The organism is Rhodococcus sp. UYP9 (assembly GCF_040547235.1).
Lineage (GTDB): Bacteria > Actinomycetota > Actinomycetes > Mycobacteriales > Mycobacteriaceae > Rhodococcoides.
Genome location: NZ_JBEPPH010000008.1, coordinates 1 through 16,696, shown reverse-complemented (window position 1 = coordinate 16,696; position 16,696 = coordinate 1). Strand labels below are relative to the sequence as shown.

Genomic DNA, 16,696 nt, shown 5'->3' with positions numbered 1-16,696 from the left:
GAAGTGTCCGAATCGATGAACCCAACTGGCCTCGGTGAGCCCTACCTCAACCGTTCGGCGTCTTTCGCTCTGGCTAGAAGTTCGACGCACAGTTGCGCGAGTTCTTCGGCGGTCGCACCTTCCTGCACAGCAATCGCGACGTCTTCGGCCGCACATCGGACCTCGAACGTGCGGTCGATCAGTGCCGACGCCTCATCGGCCGACAATACGACGGCATCTTCCGGGATGGATGTGCCCTTCACGGCGCTGCGGTGCTCGTAAGCTCGCTGCCGGCACGACTGACGGCAGTATCTCCGCCGTCGACCCATTCCGGAGTCGGCGACCTCGCGTCCGCACCATGCGCACGCATGAACTCGACGAGACGACACCGGCATGTACCGAGCCTAACGGTGCGGGACGGTAGAATGACCACGGACTGGCGCCGACAGAGACTTCTCGCGTGTCGATACGGGAACGAACGACGCGGTACAGACGTTGACATATTTGTGAGTTGCAGGTGGGCATCACTCGCCCCGCGCAAAATCGCATGCACTATGAGGAGAGGACTTCACAATGGCAGACCGCGTACTACGGGGTAGCCGTCTCGGTGCTGTGAGCTACGAGACCGACCGCGATCATGATCTCGCGCCTCGCCGGGTCGCCCGGTATCGCTGCGACAACGGTGAAGAGTTCGACATCCCGTTCGCCGACGAAGCCGAGATTCCCGGTACTTGGGCGTGCAAGAACGGCCTCGAGGGTTCACTCCTCGAAGGAACGGCACCGGAGGCCAAGAAGGTAAAGCCTCCGCGTACTCACTGGGACATGCTCCTCGAGCGCCGTTCCGTGGAAGAGCTCGAAGAGCTTCTCAAGGAACGGATGGACCTACTGAAGGTCAAGCGCCGCGGCGCTTGACGTCGAGTGCACGGGCATTCGACCGAGATGAAGTAGCTCCGCTAGCTTTGCGCCGAACGAATGGAAACATTCGTTCGGCGCATTTTTTTGCCACGCTTCATACGGTGGGTTTGTTTTCGGCAACCACGTATTTCGAATCGACTACGAATGAACAATTTCTTCACGGACGCCATCCCATCTTCGTCGTGTGATGGAAGGATTGCCCCCTGGGCCGGGCCTGCGTTCGATCAGCGCAATCGGTCCATATGTCGGGATCGGCAATGCACAATCGGCAATGCACAATCGGTAGCGATCAGCGGTAACAGCTTGCCGAGAATTGTCGATGTATATGTCGACCCAGCAGGTGGAAACGCAGTAGGTGGAAACGCAGCTTTCGAAGATGAACGCGGCATCCACGGCAGAGCGAGAGGGGCGGCACCACGTGAACGGGGATTCCGAAAATCTTTTGAGCTCGCTGCGCGAGGAACTGGATGCGGTCGATCACCGTCTTCTGGATTCGATTCGTGACCGGATCGATATCTGCGCGCGTGTCGCGCGCGTCAAGCGTGAGTTCGAAATTCCGATGATGCAACCGGGCCGCGTCGGGGTCGTTCAGGAAAGAGCCCGCCAGTTCGCACGTAGCAATGATCTATCGGAGGACTTCCTCACCTCGGTGTACAAGTTGTTGATCGCAGAGGCATGTCGTGTCGAAGACCTCATCATCGAATCGGACTCCCCCACCCAGCGCGCCGCGTCCGACGCGCAGCATCGTTAGGTGATGGCCATGGCAGTACGCACGTTGCTCATCGACAATTACGACTCGTTCACCTACAACCTCTACAGCCTGTTGGCAGAGGTGAACGGCGCGCCGCCAGTGGTCGTCAAGAATGACGTGCCCTGGGAGTCCATCGATTTCGGCAACTTCGACAATGTCGTCGTGTCTCCGGGGCCGGGACGCCCGATGACCGCACACGATCTCGGCATCAGCGCACGCGCAATCGAGGAAGGTGAGCTACCGATACTCGGCGTGTGCCTGGGCCATCAGGCGATATGTCATCTGCTCGGTGGCGTGGTCGATCTTGCACCCACGCCGATGCACGGTCGAATTTCGGAAGTCGTCCATACCGGTGACGATCTGTTCGAGGGAATTCCGTCACCGTATTCGGTAGTGCGATATCACTCGTTGCTGACAGTGGAAGTGCCCGACGAACTCGAAGCCTTCGCGTGGACCCATGATGGCCTGGTGATGGCTGTTCGTCACCGCACCCGACCGATCTGGGGAGTGCAGTTTCATCCGGAGTCGATCAGTACCGACTACGGCCGCGAATTGCTGGCCAACTTTCGGGATCTCACGGTGGCTCGCAAGCCCAGAGCATCGACCGGCCTTCCGACTCGATCACCGTACTCGATCGAGACTCACTGTATAGACGGCGAATTCGATACCGAGCGAGCATTCTCTGCGCTGTTCGCGAGTGGACCCAACAGCTTCTGGCTCGACGGCAGCGCCGCGGTAGAGCCGAATTCACAATTCACCATAATGGGGGACTGCTCTGGTCCGCTGGCGGAGTACGTTACGTACCGAGTAGCCGAGGGACAGGTCAGAGTCGAAAGCAGCGACGGATCGGTCGAAACCATCGATTCGACCTTCTTCGCGTACCTCGACCGCCAACTGCGTGATCGCGCAACTCCCTCACTCGAGCACCTGCCCTTTGCATTCGGACTCGGCTACGTCGGTTACTTGGGTTACGAACTCAAAGCCGATGTCGGCGGGCAGCTCGTTCATACAGCACCGACCCCGGACGCCTCGATGGTTTTCGCTGACCGCGCCGTAGTCTTCGACCATGCAGGACGGCAGTGCTATGTCATGGCCCTCATCCGGGATCGAGCGGAGACAGAAACTGCAAAGTGGTTCGCATCGGTCGAGCACTCATTGAGATCACTTGGCCACGAGGACAAGGAGGTTCCGGACATACAGGAGCCGCTGATCGCTCCACTTGTGCAGAACGACTTGCCTCTTCGCCACAACCATGCGAAGTATCTGGACCTGATCGAACAGTGTCTGGCCGAAATCCGGTCCGGAGAGACATACGAAGTGTGCCTGACCAATACCGCGACGTTCCCCGGTCCGATCGATGCGCTCGGTACCTATTCCTATCTGCGCGAAATCAATCCCACGCCCTACAGCGCATTTCTCGGCTTCGCTGATCTGTCGGTTTCAAGCGCATCACCGGAGCGGTTCTTGCGTATCGACGCCGATCGAATCGTCGAATCGAAGCCGATCAAGGGGACACGCCCGCGCGGTGAAAGCGCTGAACAAGATGCCGAACTCCGGGCTGATCTTCTCGACAACGAGAAAGACAAGGCCGAGAATCTGATGATTGTCGACCTCGTCCGCAATGATCTTGCCCGCGTGTGCATCCCGGGTTCGGTACATGTCCCTAAATTGTTCGACGTCGAAACCTACGCGCCGGTACACCAATTGGTGTCCACAGTGCGAGGCCGACTACGCGATGACGCCTCTGCCGTCGACTGCATCAGCGCCGCATTTCCCGGTGGCTCGATGACAGGAGCGCCGAAAATTCGAACGATGGCCATAATCGATAAGTTGGAAGACGGTCCGCGCGGGGTCTATTCCGGAGCGATCGGATACTTGTCGGTGACGGGCACCGCCGACTTCTCGATTGTGATTCGAACCATCGTCTCCACCGAGCACGAGGTCACGTTCGGAGTCGGTGGAGCCATCGTTGCGCTGTCGGACCCGGAAGAGGAATTCGAGGAGACGATGGTCAAAGCAGTCTCGATGCGAAGGGCGCTGGGCCGCCGGCCTGAGGGACGAAGCTAACTGTTCCGCCCCTCAGGCCTCGGTTCCATCAGGGAGTAGCGAAGTACTCGAACACCGCTGGTTGAACCTGCGGGTTGGCATTGAGTGTTCCGATGACCGATCCCGCCACGACGCCGATGGCAGTTCCGATGATGCACCCGGAAATGAAGTTCGGAAAGATCGATACGCATCCGATGGCGAATCCGAGGGCTGCACCCACGGCGGTACCGATTGCGCCACCGTTGGCATAGCCGATAGCGATTTGGTTCAGTGCATTGTCGAGTGCAGCTTGCTTGGTGATCGGGCCCGCCACGTCGGTCACGAGCGAGGCTGCCGGTTGTGGCGTGAGCAACAATTGTCGACTGCCGAGTACGGCGGGAGCTATCGAATACGACGTACCGTTGACGGTGTAAGCCAATGGCAAGGCGGCCAGGACGTTACCGGATGCACCGATCACCTGAACTTGCTCAGAAGTTGCGTCGATACGAAACGCGCCTGAATCGAGAATGGTACTGACAGCGCCATCCGGTAGAACGGAAGTTTGGTAATTCACCGTTTCGTTCGCTGCGACCGGATCGGCATATGCCGTGCCGCCCCCGACCGCAATCGTCACTGATGTCGTAACAAGCACCGCAGCAAATGTTGCCGTTACTGACTTGATCCGCTTCACAGGCATCCCCAGACCGTAGTTCGACGAATTGTTTGTTTTGTCTCTGCGATGGTATTCGGTACTACCCGATTCGTGTGCTCAATACAGGTTTTCATCGAGATAGCTTTCCAATACTGTGCCGATTTCCGCGAGCACCTGCGGTTCGATCATCTGATTGTGGGCGCAGTCGATCTCATGTATTCGCACTTTTCCGGTCACAAATTCATTCCATTGCGCCGGGTCGCGAGAAACTCCATCGCCGGAACCCTGTGCAGCGGAGAAGAACAGAACGTTTCCATCGAAGACATCAGGCACGAAGCGATTCATGATTGTCGTCGAGTTGCCGAATCCGTCGTTGATCCGTTCCAGATGCTGCGGAGTCACACCGGTCTTCTGGCCGAAGGATTCGTTCAGAAGTTCCACCGCGCTCTCGTAGTTCAGCGGTGCGTCCGACTCCTGGGGCCCGACATCGAGACCGAGCCCTGCAAGCAACTCCTCGACGGTGAGGCGGCCTCCGACAGCCTCGTCGGGGTCGATCACATAACTGTCCAGGATCGTCAAGGACTCGACGATGGCTTCGTCTCGTCGAAGTTCGACCGCGACCGCATGTGCGATCGCACCGCCGAGTGACCAACCGAGAAGGTTGTACGGACCTGACGGCTGAACTTTCCGAATTTCCTCGACGTAGCGGTGTGCGAGAGCCTGAATCGACTCGAAGGCACCACCTTCGGAAATGCTCGGAAGCTGAAGACCGTACACAGGCCGATCGGCCGCGAGGTGTCGAACGATTCCGGAGTAACCCCAGGACAGTCCGATGCCGGGGTGAACACAGAACAGAGGTGCTCCGCTTCCCTGCCCACGGAGTGGGATCACTACCGCGAATGCACTGTCGAGAGCAGACGACGAGCTTTCGGCAGAGTCGATTCGGGCGGCAAGCCCAGCCGCAGTCGGGTCCAGGAACAACGCTTGCAGAGGTACGCGAACACCCGTCGCGATCTCCAGCGCAGGTACGACGCGTGTTGCCACCAACGACGTGCCTCCGAGGTCGAAGAAGTTGTCGTCGACGCCGACGGTGTCGACTCCGAGAATCTCGATGAAGACCTCGATTACGGAGGCTTCTGTCGCCGAGGACGGTGCGCGGTAGGCGACCGTCGCCCCGGTCAGTTCCGGCACCGGCAACGCTCGACGGTCCAACTTACCGACGGGAGTGAGCGGAATCTCGTCGAGAACCACGAGTGCTGTTGGGACCATGTGCCGCGGAAGCGATTCGCCGACGAACTCGAGCAGCGTGGCTGTAGTTACCGAGTGCCCGTCGGCAATCCGAATGTACGACACCAGGACGGTGTCACCGGACGGCGCGGTATGACCGATGGTCGCCGCGAACCCGACGGCGCCGTGCGCGGTGAGCGCGGCATCGATCTCACCGAGTTCGATCCGGAACCCGCGAACCTTGACTTGAAAATCGCTGCGGCCGACGAACTCGATCGTGTGGCCAGCAGTCCAGCGAACTACGTCTCCCGTGCGATACATACGTTCGCCCGGTTCGCCGAATGGATCTGCGACGAACCGTTCCGACGTCAAGGCGAAACGAGAGAGGTAGCCGCGAGCAGTTCCTGGTCCGGCAATGTAGAGCTCTCCTGCCACGCCGGCTGGAACCGGACGTAGGCGTGCGTCGAGGACCGAGTAGCGGAAGCCGATCGCCGGCCGACCCACGTTGATCACCTGACCGGGGACCAGTGGACCACCCACGCTTGCCTGGATCGAAGTCTCGGTCGGGCCGTATCCGTTGAACATTTTCCTGCCGGGTGCCCACCGAGCGACTAGTTCGGGCGTGCACGCTTCTCCGCCGACTGCGAGAACACCGACGTCGGTAAGCCGGTCACCGTCGATGGAGGACAGCGCAGCCGGGGTGAGGAAAGCATGAGTGACGCCGGATTGCTCGAGCAGATCTGCCAGATCGTCGCCACCGAAGATTCCGGGCGGAACGATGACGACAGTGGCTCCCACACCGAAGGCCATGATGAGTTCGTAGATCGAGGCATCGAAGCTCGGGGACGCGATATGGGAGATCCGCGACTTCATGTTCGGGTGGAACCGGTGCGTGACTTCTTTTTCCAGATTGGCCAGACCACGGTGCCGTACGGCAACGCCCTTGGGTCGTCCTGTCGAGCCCGAGGTGTAGATCAGGTAGGCGGGATGATCGAGCCGCAGGGTCGACGTCCTATCGGCGTCGGTGACCTCCTCGGTCGGATAACGCTGTGCATCGTCGACGAATTCGGGATCGTCGATGACGAGCCACGGAATCGTGTCTGGAAGTTGGTCACGGTATTCGGCGACAGTGATACCGATCGGTGCTTTCGAGTCGGTGAGCATATGAGCGATGCGATCGGAAGGATAGTTCGGGTCCACCGGAAGGAAGGCCGCACCGGACTTGGTCACCGACCACATCGACACGACCGATTCGATCGACCTCGGCAGGGCAAGTGCGACGAACGACTCGGGACCCAGGCCGAAGTCGATCAACATGCGCGCGATACGCGTAGACAGATCGTCGAGATCTCGGTAGGAGATGCTGGTGTCCCGAAATTCCAACGCGATGCCGTCGGGATTCAACAATGCCTCTGTCGTGAGCATCTGCGGCCAGGTCTGCTCCTGTACACCGTCATCGCCGCGTGCCGGAGCAAAATTCGGGCGCTCTGTGGGTTCGAGTATGTCCACGTCACCGATCGGTGAAGCGGGGTCGAGGGTGACCGAATCCAGTATCCGAACGAAGCGATCGGCGAAAGACTCGACCGTCGCGGGATCGAACAGCGACGTCGCGAAGTCGAATGCAGCTTCGATACCTGCAGGCTGACCGGACTCGTCGAATGTCTCCGAGAGCAGCAACTGTAAGTCCTGTTTCGCGACAGGAACATCGAAGTCGAATCCTTCGACGGTGAGCGACGGCAATTCCAGACGTGCCTTGGTGTTGTTCTGGAACGACAATGCGACCTGCGACAACGGAGAGTATGCCGTCGATCGTGCCGGATTGAGGACTTCGACGACACGCTCGAACGGGATTTCGGTGTGACCGAAAGCTTCGAGATCGGCGTCCACAACCCGACCGAGCAGCGACTCGAACGATTCGGCGCCATCGACGACAGTTCGAAGTACGAGAGTGTTGACGAACATCCCGATCAGGTCGTCGAGTGCTGCTTCGCCTCTGCCAGCCACCGGAGTGGTGATAGCGATATCCTCTGTGCCGCTGAGGCGGGCGAGGGTCGCGGCAAACGCACCGTGCACGACCATGAACATCGTGGCGTTCCGCTCGCGGACGAATTCCGTCATGCGCCGGTGGACCGCCTTGTCGATGGAGAACACGACGCGTCCTCCGCGGAAGTCCTGCATGTTCGGCCGTGGACGATCCGTCGGGAGCGGAAGCAAGTCGGGCACTCCGCGAAGTGTCGTGCGCCAGAAATCCAATTGTCCGCCTGCGATGCTGGCGGGGTCCTTTTCGTCGCCGAGTAGTTCGCGCTGCCAGAGCGTGTAGTCCGCGTATTGCACGGGCAACGGTGCCCATGCGGGCGCACTCGAGGCAGTCCGAGCGGAGTAGGCGATCATCACGTCGCGGGCGAGAGGGGCCATCGAGGCTCCATCCGCCGCGATGTGGTGTACCACGACGGCGAGCACATGGGTGGGTTCGGCCGATGACTCGATTCGATACAACGCAAGACGAATCGGGATCTCGGTGGTGACGTCGAACCCGGTCCCGGCGATCGTGCCGATGGCATCGCGAAGGTCCCCTCCGGCAATGGAGACCACCGAAACAGCAGGAACGACGTCCTCGGTTCGGTGGATCCGTTGTTCGGGTATCACACCGTCGGACGGGAATGTCGTCCGCAAGGATTCGTGCCGATCGAGCAGGTCCGTCACTGCCAGTTCGAGGGCCGCCAGGTCGAGTTCTCCGGTCAAGCGCACCACAAGTGGCACGTTGTACGCGGGCGAGGTCGGATCGAAAGTGTTGATGAACCACATGCGCTGTTGCGCGAGCGACAGCGGGATCCGCTCGGGGCGATCGACGGCGCGCAGGAGTGGGCGGTCACCAGCAGGCGAGGACGTTCTGATGGCCGCAGCCAATCCCGCGACTGTGGGCGTTTCGAAGATTGCTCGAACTCCCAGTCCCGCACCGCTCGCGGCATTGATTCGCGCGATCACTCGGGTGGCCGACAAGGAATCTCCACCCAGATCGAAGAAGCTGTCGAGGGCGCCGACGCGTTCGATTCCGAGAGTCTCTTCGAACACGGTCGCAACCGTGGCTTCGTGCGCGTTCCGAGGCTCGATGTATGTTCCTGCATCCGAACCGAATTCGGGCTCGGGTAGTGCCCGGCGGTCCAGCTTGCCGACCGGTGTCAGCGGTATCTCGGCAAGTTGCATGAAAAGTGACGGCACCATGTGGCTGGGAAGGCTCGCCGACGCATGTGCCGTCAGTTCTGCACTGTCGATCTCCGAAGTGCGCTCGGAAGCGCGGACATATGCGACCAGAACTGTGGCACCAGAGGGTGATTGCGATCCTACGGTGACCACGAAGTCGACGGCCGGGTGGGTGGAGAGCACGGCGTCGATCTCGCCGAGCTCGATGCGGAACCCGCGCACCTTTACCTGGAAATCGCTGCGCCCGATGTACTGGACGGTGCGCTCGGGTGTCCAGCGAACGACGTCCCCGGTGCGGTACATACGAGCGCCGGCCGAGCCGAACGGGTTTGCCACGAAGCGTTCGGAAGTCAGTGCTCCTCGTGCGTGATAGCCACGTGCCAGTCCTGCGCCTGCAAGATACAACTCACCCGGTACGCCGACAGGGACGGGCTGCATCCTGGTGTCGAGTACCACTTCGTACACCGCGCGGATGGGACCACCGATTGTCAGCGCCGACTCGGCATCCAACGGGTCGCTGATGTTCGACATGATCGTCGTCTCGGTCGGACCGTAGCCGTTGAACAAGTTACGTCCGGGCGCCCAGGCTGCGACCAACTCGGCGGGAACCGCCTCGCCGCCGACAACCACGTGCTGGAACGAGTCGAGACCGGCAGGATCCACCGAGGCGAGAACTGCCGGGGTGAGGAAACCGTGGGTGACTTTCTCGGACGCGAGAATGTTCGTGAGTTCATCACCGCCGTAAACGGTCGGAGGGACGATGACCATGGTCGCGCCCACTCCGAATGCCAGTAAGTACTCGAGCACGGAGGCATCGAAGCTGGGAGAGGACACATGCAGAGTCCGCGACTGTGGGGTGATCTCGTATCGCTCGGACTGCTCGAGAGCGAAGTTGTCGAGACCGGCATGCGTTACTACAACGCCCTTGGGCAGTCCGGTCGAACCGGAGGTGTAGATGGCGTAGGCGATGCTGCCGAGCGCGATCCCGGTGACCCGCTCGTCCTCGCGGAGCGGCGCCGAAGAGTAATCGTCGAGTTCTGCCGTGGTCTGTGCGTCGTCGAGAACGATCCATGCACCTCCACCGGCCAGTATCTCCGGCAGTCCGGACATATCGGCCTGCATGGTCAGGCCGAAGTGTGCATCCGAGTCGCTGACCATGTGGTCGACACGATCCCGCGGATATGCGGGATCCACTGGGACGAAGGCGGCACCGGACTTTGCGACAGCCCAGACGGACACGACGGATTCGATCGACCGTGGAAGGCCGATGGCTACGAACGATTCTGCGGACACCCCGCGTGTCAACAGCAGTCTGGCCAGTCGAGTGGACTGCCGATCCAGTTCGCCGTATGTCATTGTCCTGTCGGCGAATCGAAGTGCGATGTGCTCAGGATCGAGTGCGGCCGCCTGCTCCAAAATGTGCGGCAACAATCTGCTCGAGCCACCCTTGGCGCCGACGACGGGAGCCAAGGAAGCATGTTCGATGTCGTCGAGCAGGCAAACCCGTGCCAATGGGCTGCGATCGTCGGTGAGGACGGCATAGAGCACCCGCTCGACGCGGGCGACGATCCGATCGATCTGTTCTGCGCTGAAGAGATCGGGCAGAAACTTCGCCTTCAAGTGAAGGCGATCATCAACGGAGGCAACGAGAGTCAGTGGATAATGCGCGGCGTCCGCACCCAGGACGTCGGCCACCTTCATTCCCGCGATATCGGTCTCCTCCGACAATCCCGCGCGGTCGACCGGATAGGACTCGAAGACGGTCAGGGTGTCGAACGAGACGCCCGGGCCTGCTGCGCGCTGAATATCGGTCAGACCCAGATAGTGATGGTCCAGCAAAGCTGCCTGTTCCACCTGCACCCGATCGATGAGGTCACCGATCGGTTCGGCTGGGTTCAGCGTGATGCGCACAGGCAAGGTGTTGATGAACAGGCCGATCATCGACTCGATGCCGTTGACCTCCGGTGGCCTGCCGGACACTGTGGCGCCGAAGACGACGTCGGTGCGACCGGTCAGTGTGGCGAGTACCACGCCCCAAGCGCTCTGGACGACGGTATTGAGCGTCGAGCCGTGCTGTGCTGCGAAATCTCGAAGCGCCGCAGTGGTCTCCAGTGACAACGATCGAGATCTCTCCACCGAAGTCGTCGAGAGATGGCGGCCACGATCTGCATCGGCGAGAAGCGTGGGTTCTTCGACGCCTGCCAGAGCACGCGTCCATTCTGCAGTGGACAGCGAAGAATCGCGGGTGTGCATCCACGCCAGGTAGTCGCGATACGCGGGTACGCGAGGCAACATCGAATCGTCACCCGCGGTGGCGTACAGCGTCAGCAGTTCCTTGATGAGCAGAGGTGTCGACCATCCGTCGAGCAGGATGTGGTGGTTGGTCATCAACAGACGCCACTCCCCCTCGGCCTTGGTGATCAACGTGAATCGGAGAAGTGGAGCACGGTCCAGTGCGAATCGCGTGGCGCGGTCGGTTTCGAGAACGCGGTCGAAAGCGGCATCGCTGTCGACTTCGCCGCGCAGATCGACGTGGCTCCATGGGACCCGAATGCCCGTTTGAACAACCTGTACGGATTCCCCGTCTGCGTTGTGTACGAACGCAGTTCGAAGGTTGGCGTGGCGATCGAGCAAGGTCTGCGCCGCAGCATTCATCCGATCGACGTCCACGATGCCGCGCAACTCCAACCCGAGTTGCACCATGTAGGCGTCGACACCTGTATCGACGCTCTGGTCGACCTCACCCGCCAGCCGGGCGTGGAAAAGCAGCCCGGCCTGCAACGGCGACATCGACCAGACATCAGCGAGGGCAGGAAAGCGTGCCTCGAGCTCGGCGATGGTCGCCTGATCGATATCGACCAAATCCAGATCCGACGGGGTGAAGCCTCCCGCATTCGACCTCGTCGCGTGCATCGTCAACGCGGTCAGCGCCGCAACCCACAGTTCGATCAGTCGGTCCACCTCGTGCGAGGCGAGAACACCGGCCGGATAGGCGAAAGTGGCGTCCAGAACCGGGCCTGTCGGTGTCGCGTTCGTGACGGCGTTGATGTCCAGAACAGCTGGAACCGGCATGTTCGGGTTCTGTGCGTCGCCCAACGTTGTGTCCGACACCGGAATCCATCCGACATCCTGCATGTTTTCCGAAGAACCGGTGGCGAAGCGCCCCAGGTAGTTGAAGCTGACCTGTGGCCGGGCGAACCCGCCCAGGACAGTTCTTCCTTCCTCGGTCAGATACCGCAGCATGCCGTAGCCGATGCCATGATCCGGGATCTCCAGCAGCTGTTCTTTCACTGATTTGATGGCATCGCCGGCCGCGAGTCCCCCTTCGAGGACGTCGTCGAGATCGATTCCAGTCAGACCCAGGCGCACCGGGAAGATAGTGGTGAACCATCCGACGGTCCGTCCGAGATCTGCACCCGGCACGACGCCGTCTTCACGACCATGGCCTTCCAAAGTGACAAGGGCATTGTCGGCAGTCGAGCCCTGCTCACGTCGCCAGACCGTCAGTGCCACAGCGAGACCGGTCAGTAGTCCGTCGTTGACGCTGCCATGGAATTTCTCCGGGAGAGTCGTCAGAAGGTGTTCGGTGACAGTCGTCGGCAACGACACTCTGATGCGTTCGACGGTGGCGTCGACGTCCACGGCCGGATCCAGGACCCGTGAACCGATGACCTCGTCGGCGCCGGCGAGCATGCCCTGCCAGAGCGGCAACTCGTCCGTACGCGTCTCGGCGGCCCCGGCGAGACCTGTTGCCCATCGACGCATCGAGGTTCCGGTCTCGGGCAGTGCGGGTTCGGTACCGGCCACTGCATGTGCCCAAGCCGAAGCCAGGTCCGGGACGAGGATGCGCCAGGACACCCCATCGATCACCAGGTGATGCGCGACGATGAGAAGACGACCACGGCCCGAGCCGTCGGCGAACCAGACCAGCTGAATCATTCGACCGACCGTCGGATCGAGACGATCCGCTGCAGAGTCCAATTCGAGCGCGGCACGGGTGGAGAACTCGGTTCCTTCGATCGAGTCGACTTCGACCCGGTGGATGATCGACGAAGCCTCTACCGATCCGACCGGCTCCACCGTTTCCGACCACACACCGTCGTCGTTCCGGTACAGGCGCGCACGGAGCATGTCGTGGGTGTCCAGCACGGTCTGAACAGTCGTGTGGAGAATCCGTTGCTCGATCTGCGCGGGCAGTTGAAGCAGCGCAGTCTGGGTGTATCGACCGAACTCTTCGCTGCGCTCGAGCATCCACTGCACGACCGGGGTCAGCGGAAGGTCGCCGACTCCCCCACCCGGCAACTCCTCGAGGACAACAGTGTCGGAGTCCTCGGCCCGGCGAGCTACTTCGGCCAGTGCCGCAACGCTCTTACGCTCGAACACGTCTCGCGGAGCGATGACCAATCCTGCTGCCTTGGCGCGCGAGACCAGCTGGATCGACATGATGCTGTCGCCACCGAGTGCGAAGAACGAGTCGTTCACTCCGACTGCATCCAGCCCGAGAACCTCGGCGAACAACGATGCAAGGCTTTCTTCGATCGGCGTCGCAGGTGCCCGGCTCAATGTGACACCGGCGGCGAAGTCCGGTGCGGGCAGAGCTCGGCGATCGAGTTTTCCGTTGGCCGTCAACGGAAGTGCATCGAGGACGATGACTGCGGCGGGCACCATGTACGACGTCAGCGTCCCGCTTACGAACTCCAGGATCGACGAAGTGTCCACGGTTCGGCCTGCTTCCGGAACGACATAGCCGACAAGGCGATCGCCTGCCCCGTCGTCGCGTACCGAGACCACCGATTGAGCGACGCCGTCGTAGCTGGACAACGCAGCCTCGATCTCGCCCAGTTCGATTCGGAATCCGTGTAGCTGGATCTGCATGTCACTTCGGCCGAGGTACTCGAGTTGGCCGGCGCGGTTCCACCGAGCGGTGTCACCGGTGCGATACATCCGAGTTCCCGCACTGCTGTCGGGGTCCGCGACGAACCGTGTCGACGTCAGAGCTGTTCGACCGAGGTACCCGCGTGAAAGTTGTGCGCCGGACACATACATCTCGCCGGTGACGCCAGGAGGAACCAGACCCAAGCGTCGATCACGCACGGAAACAGTCAATCCGGGGATAGCCTGCCCGATGACGCTTGCGGACGCAGACGCGGCGAACTCCTCGTCGAGCGGCAGATAAGTGACATGCACGGTGGTTTCGGTGATTCCGTACATATTCACCAGAGTGGGTGAATCGTCGGCATGTCGGTCATACCAACGACCGAGTTGACCGAGATCGAGTGCCTCGCCGCCGAAGATCACGTAGCGCAACGCCAGTGCATCGGAATCGGTAGGCGCCGTGCGGTCCGCCTCGGCGAATTGGTAGAACGCCGTCGGTGTCTGATTGAGCACGGTGACCTGTTCGGCAACCAGTAACTCACGGAACAGCTCCGGCGAGCGCGCCGTGTAGTAGTCGACTACTACCAGCTTGCCGCCGTACAGCAACGGGCCCCAGAGCTCCCACACGGAGAAGTCGAAAGCGTAGGAGTGGAACATCGTCCACACATCGGATTCGTCGAAACCGAACTTTCCGATGGTGTTCTCGAAGAGTGTCGCGACGGTGGCGTGCGTAACTTGAACGCCCTTGGGCCGACCGGTGCTACCGGAGGTGTAGATGACGTATGCGACCGAGTCCGGCCTGGCGTCGCCGACGCGATCGCGCGAAGTCAGCGGTGCCGTCGATAGCGAGTCCACAGTCGCAACGGTTGCGGTGTCGTCGATCAGCACTGTTGCGAGAGAGTCGGCGGGAACCGATTCCACGTCCCGAGTCGTCGACACGACACAGACGGGCCGAGCATCGTCGAGCATGAACGCAAGTCGGTCTGCCGGATAGGTGACGTCGACGGGGAGGTATCCGCCACCGGCCTTCAGTACCGCCAGCAGTACGACGATCAACTCGGCAGTCCGCGGCATGGCAACTGCTACAAGCGCTTCCGGACCCACCCCGACCGAGATCAGGTGGCGTGCAAGCTGGTTCGCGCGGGCATCGAGTTGAGCGTAGGAATACTCGGCTTCACCGTCTACGACGGCCGTGGAGTCGGGGAAGCGGCGAACCGCAGACTCGAACCGCGCGGTCAGGGTCTCGCTCGACGGCAGTGTTCCTGGGTGATTCCACTCGGACTGCATGGCGACGATTTCTGCAGGATCGACTATCGCAATATCACCGATTGTGATCTGCGGGTCGTCGGTCACGGCCTCGACGATCGAGGCGAATCTGTCTACAAAGCTATGCACTGTCTCACCGTCGAAGAGATCGACAGCATAAGTGAGAGCAGCGGATATACCTGTGGGAGAGCCGGATTCGTCGAAACTCTCGGACACGGTCAGCTGCAGGTCGAACTTGGCGACCCCGGCATCGAAGTCGAGAGCACTCACCTCGAGGCCGGGTAGTTCGAGGTGTGCGCTCTGGTTGTTCTGGAATTCCAATAAGACCTGGAACAGTGGTGAGTGATCGGTGGAACGTGTCGGTGCCAACGCGTCGACGAGTCGCTCGAATGGGATGTCGGTGTTGTCGAAAGCTGCGAGATCCGCCGCGCGGGTATCAGCGAGCAGTTCGGTGAAACTCGCATGCGGTGAGACCTCGGTGCGCAGGACGAGGGTCCCCACGAACATGCCTACGAGGTTGTCCAGGCCTGCTTCACCGCGCCCGGCGATGGGAGTACCGACCGTGATGTCCTCGGTACCACTGAGACGAGCCATGAGGATGGACCACACCGCATGTACAACCATGAAGACTGTCGTGCGAGTCTCACGTGCGAGTCCGACGAGGCGATCATGAGTTGCTGCGTCGATGTCGAATGAGACCGAAGCACCTCTGTTGGATTGCCGGCTGGGGCGTGGGTGATCGATCGGCAACGGCAACACATCCGGCACATCCGCCAACACCCCCGACCAAAACTCCAACTGCCGCGACACCACAGACCCCGGATCATCCTCACTCCCGAGAACCTCACGCTGCCACAACGTGTAATCCGCATACTGCACCGCCAACGGCTCCCACCCCGGCACACCACCAGCAACCCGAGCGCCATACGCCACCATCACATCAGCAGCAAGAGGCGCCATCGACGCACCATCAGCAGCAATATGATGCACCACAATCGCCAACACGAACTCATCGACACCCACCCGATACAACGACGCCCGAAACGGCACATCCACCGTCACATCGAACCCCCCAGCAGCATCGGCAAGAATCCGCTCCTGCAACCCATCTGCATCGATCTCCACCACCGCCAACTCCACCGCCACATCGGACACAGACCCGATCAACTGACGCGGCAACTCCCCCACCACCGGGAAAGTAGTCCGCAACGACTCATGACGAGCCAACACATCCCCCACCCCAGCCTCGAGCGCAGCAACATCGAGCGCACCCGACAACCGCACAGCAAGCGGAATATTGTACGCAGGCGAAGACGTATCGAACTGATTGATGAACCACATACGACTCTGCGCCTGCGACAACGGAATCACCGACGGACGCTCCACCACACCCAGCACCGGACGCGAACTCTCGACGGCCCGGTCGGCGGTGCGAGTGGACAGCGTTGCGACGGTGGGTGATTCGAACAACATGCGAACACTGATGTTCGAGCCCAGCGCAGCATTGACGCGGGCCGTCACTCGTGTGGCGCTGAGTGAATCGCCGCCGAGATCGAAGAAATTGTCGTCGAGGCCAATTGTTTCGGTACCGAGCACTTCGGCGAAAACCTGTGCAATCGCAATTTCCGTCTCGCTACGAGGTGTACGTCCGCTGCCGGCACTGGGCAATTCTGGTGTGGGTAATGCTCGGCGGTCCAACTTGCCCGCCGGAGTCAACGGAATCGAATCCAACACCACAAACGCCGACGGAACCATATGCGCCGGCAACAACGACACCACCCGATCACGCACCGCATCGACATCGA

The 16,696-nt window shown here is 60.9% G+C and carries 6 protein-coding genes; 3 read left to right on the top strand and 3 right to left on the bottom strand.

The features are described from left to right. Positions 1-41 precede the first annotated feature (41 nt). On the bottom strand, positions 42-374 hold the full coding sequence (locus ABIB36_RS19325; protein ID WP_084345140.1) for a hypothetical protein: 333 nt from the start codon (positions 372-374) through the stop codon (positions 42-44). Positions 375-552: 178 nt separating this feature from the next. Between ABIB36_RS19325 and ABIB36_RS19320 the strand changes: the two genes are divergently transcribed. From ABIB36_RS19320 to pabB, 3 genes are all read left to right on the top strand, one after another. Continuing rightward, positions 553-891: an RNA polymerase-binding protein RbpA gene (locus ABIB36_RS19320; RefSeq protein ID WP_084345141.1), complete on the top strand. Its 339-nt coding sequence runs from the start codon at positions 553-555 to the stop codon at positions 889-891. 379 nt (positions 892-1,270) lie between these two features. Next, the gene (locus ABIB36_RS19315; protein ID WP_084345145.1) at positions 1,271-1,645 is read left to right on the top strand and encodes a chorismate mutase; all 375 of its coding nucleotides are present in this window, start codon (positions 1,271-1,273) and stop codon (positions 1,643-1,645) included. A gap of 9 nt (positions 1,646-1,654) precedes the next feature. Continuing rightward, positions 1,655-3,712, top strand: coding sequence for an aminodeoxychorismate synthase component I (gene pabB / locus ABIB36_RS19310; RefSeq protein ID WP_084345146.1), 2,058 nt, complete (start codon positions 1,655-1,657; stop codon positions 3,710-3,712). Positions 3,713-3,740: 28 nt separating this feature from the next. Here the strand turns inward: pabB and ABIB36_RS19305 are convergent, their stop codons facing one another. Together ABIB36_RS19305 and ABIB36_RS19300 are read right to left on the bottom strand one after the other, a co-directional pair. Continuing rightward, entirely contained in the window at positions 3,741-4,367 is a 627-nt protein-coding gene (locus tag ABIB36_RS19305) for a DUF8020 domain-containing protein (protein WP_256895338.1), read from the bottom strand. Between the two features lie 72 nt (positions 4,368-4,439). Then, positions 4,440-16,696, bottom strand: a 12,257-nt coding sequence (locus tag ABIB36_RS19300) for an amino acid adenylation domain-containing protein (protein ID WP_502944955.1), incomplete at its 5' end; no start/stop codon positions are given.

Coding starts and splice junctions, on each gene's coding strand:
- ABIB36_RS19320 (WP_084345141.1), top strand. CDS start 553: ATGGCAGACCGCGTACTACGGGGTAGCCGTCTCGGTGCTGTGAGCTAC.
- pabB (WP_084345146.1), top strand. CDS start 1,655: ATGGCAGTACGCACGTTGCTCATCGACAATTACGACTCGTTCACCTAC.
- ABIB36_RS19305 (WP_256895338.1), bottom strand. CDS start 4,367: ATGCCTGTGAAGCGGATCAAGTCAGTAACGGCAACATTTGCTGCGGTG.
- ABIB36_RS19325 (WP_084345140.1), bottom strand. CDS start 374: ATGCCGGTGTCGTCTCGTCGAGTTCATGCGTGCGCATGGTGCGGACGC.
- ABIB36_RS19315 (WP_084345145.1), top strand. CDS start 1,271: ATGAACGCGGCATCCACGGCAGAGCGAGAGGGGCGGCACCACGTGAAC.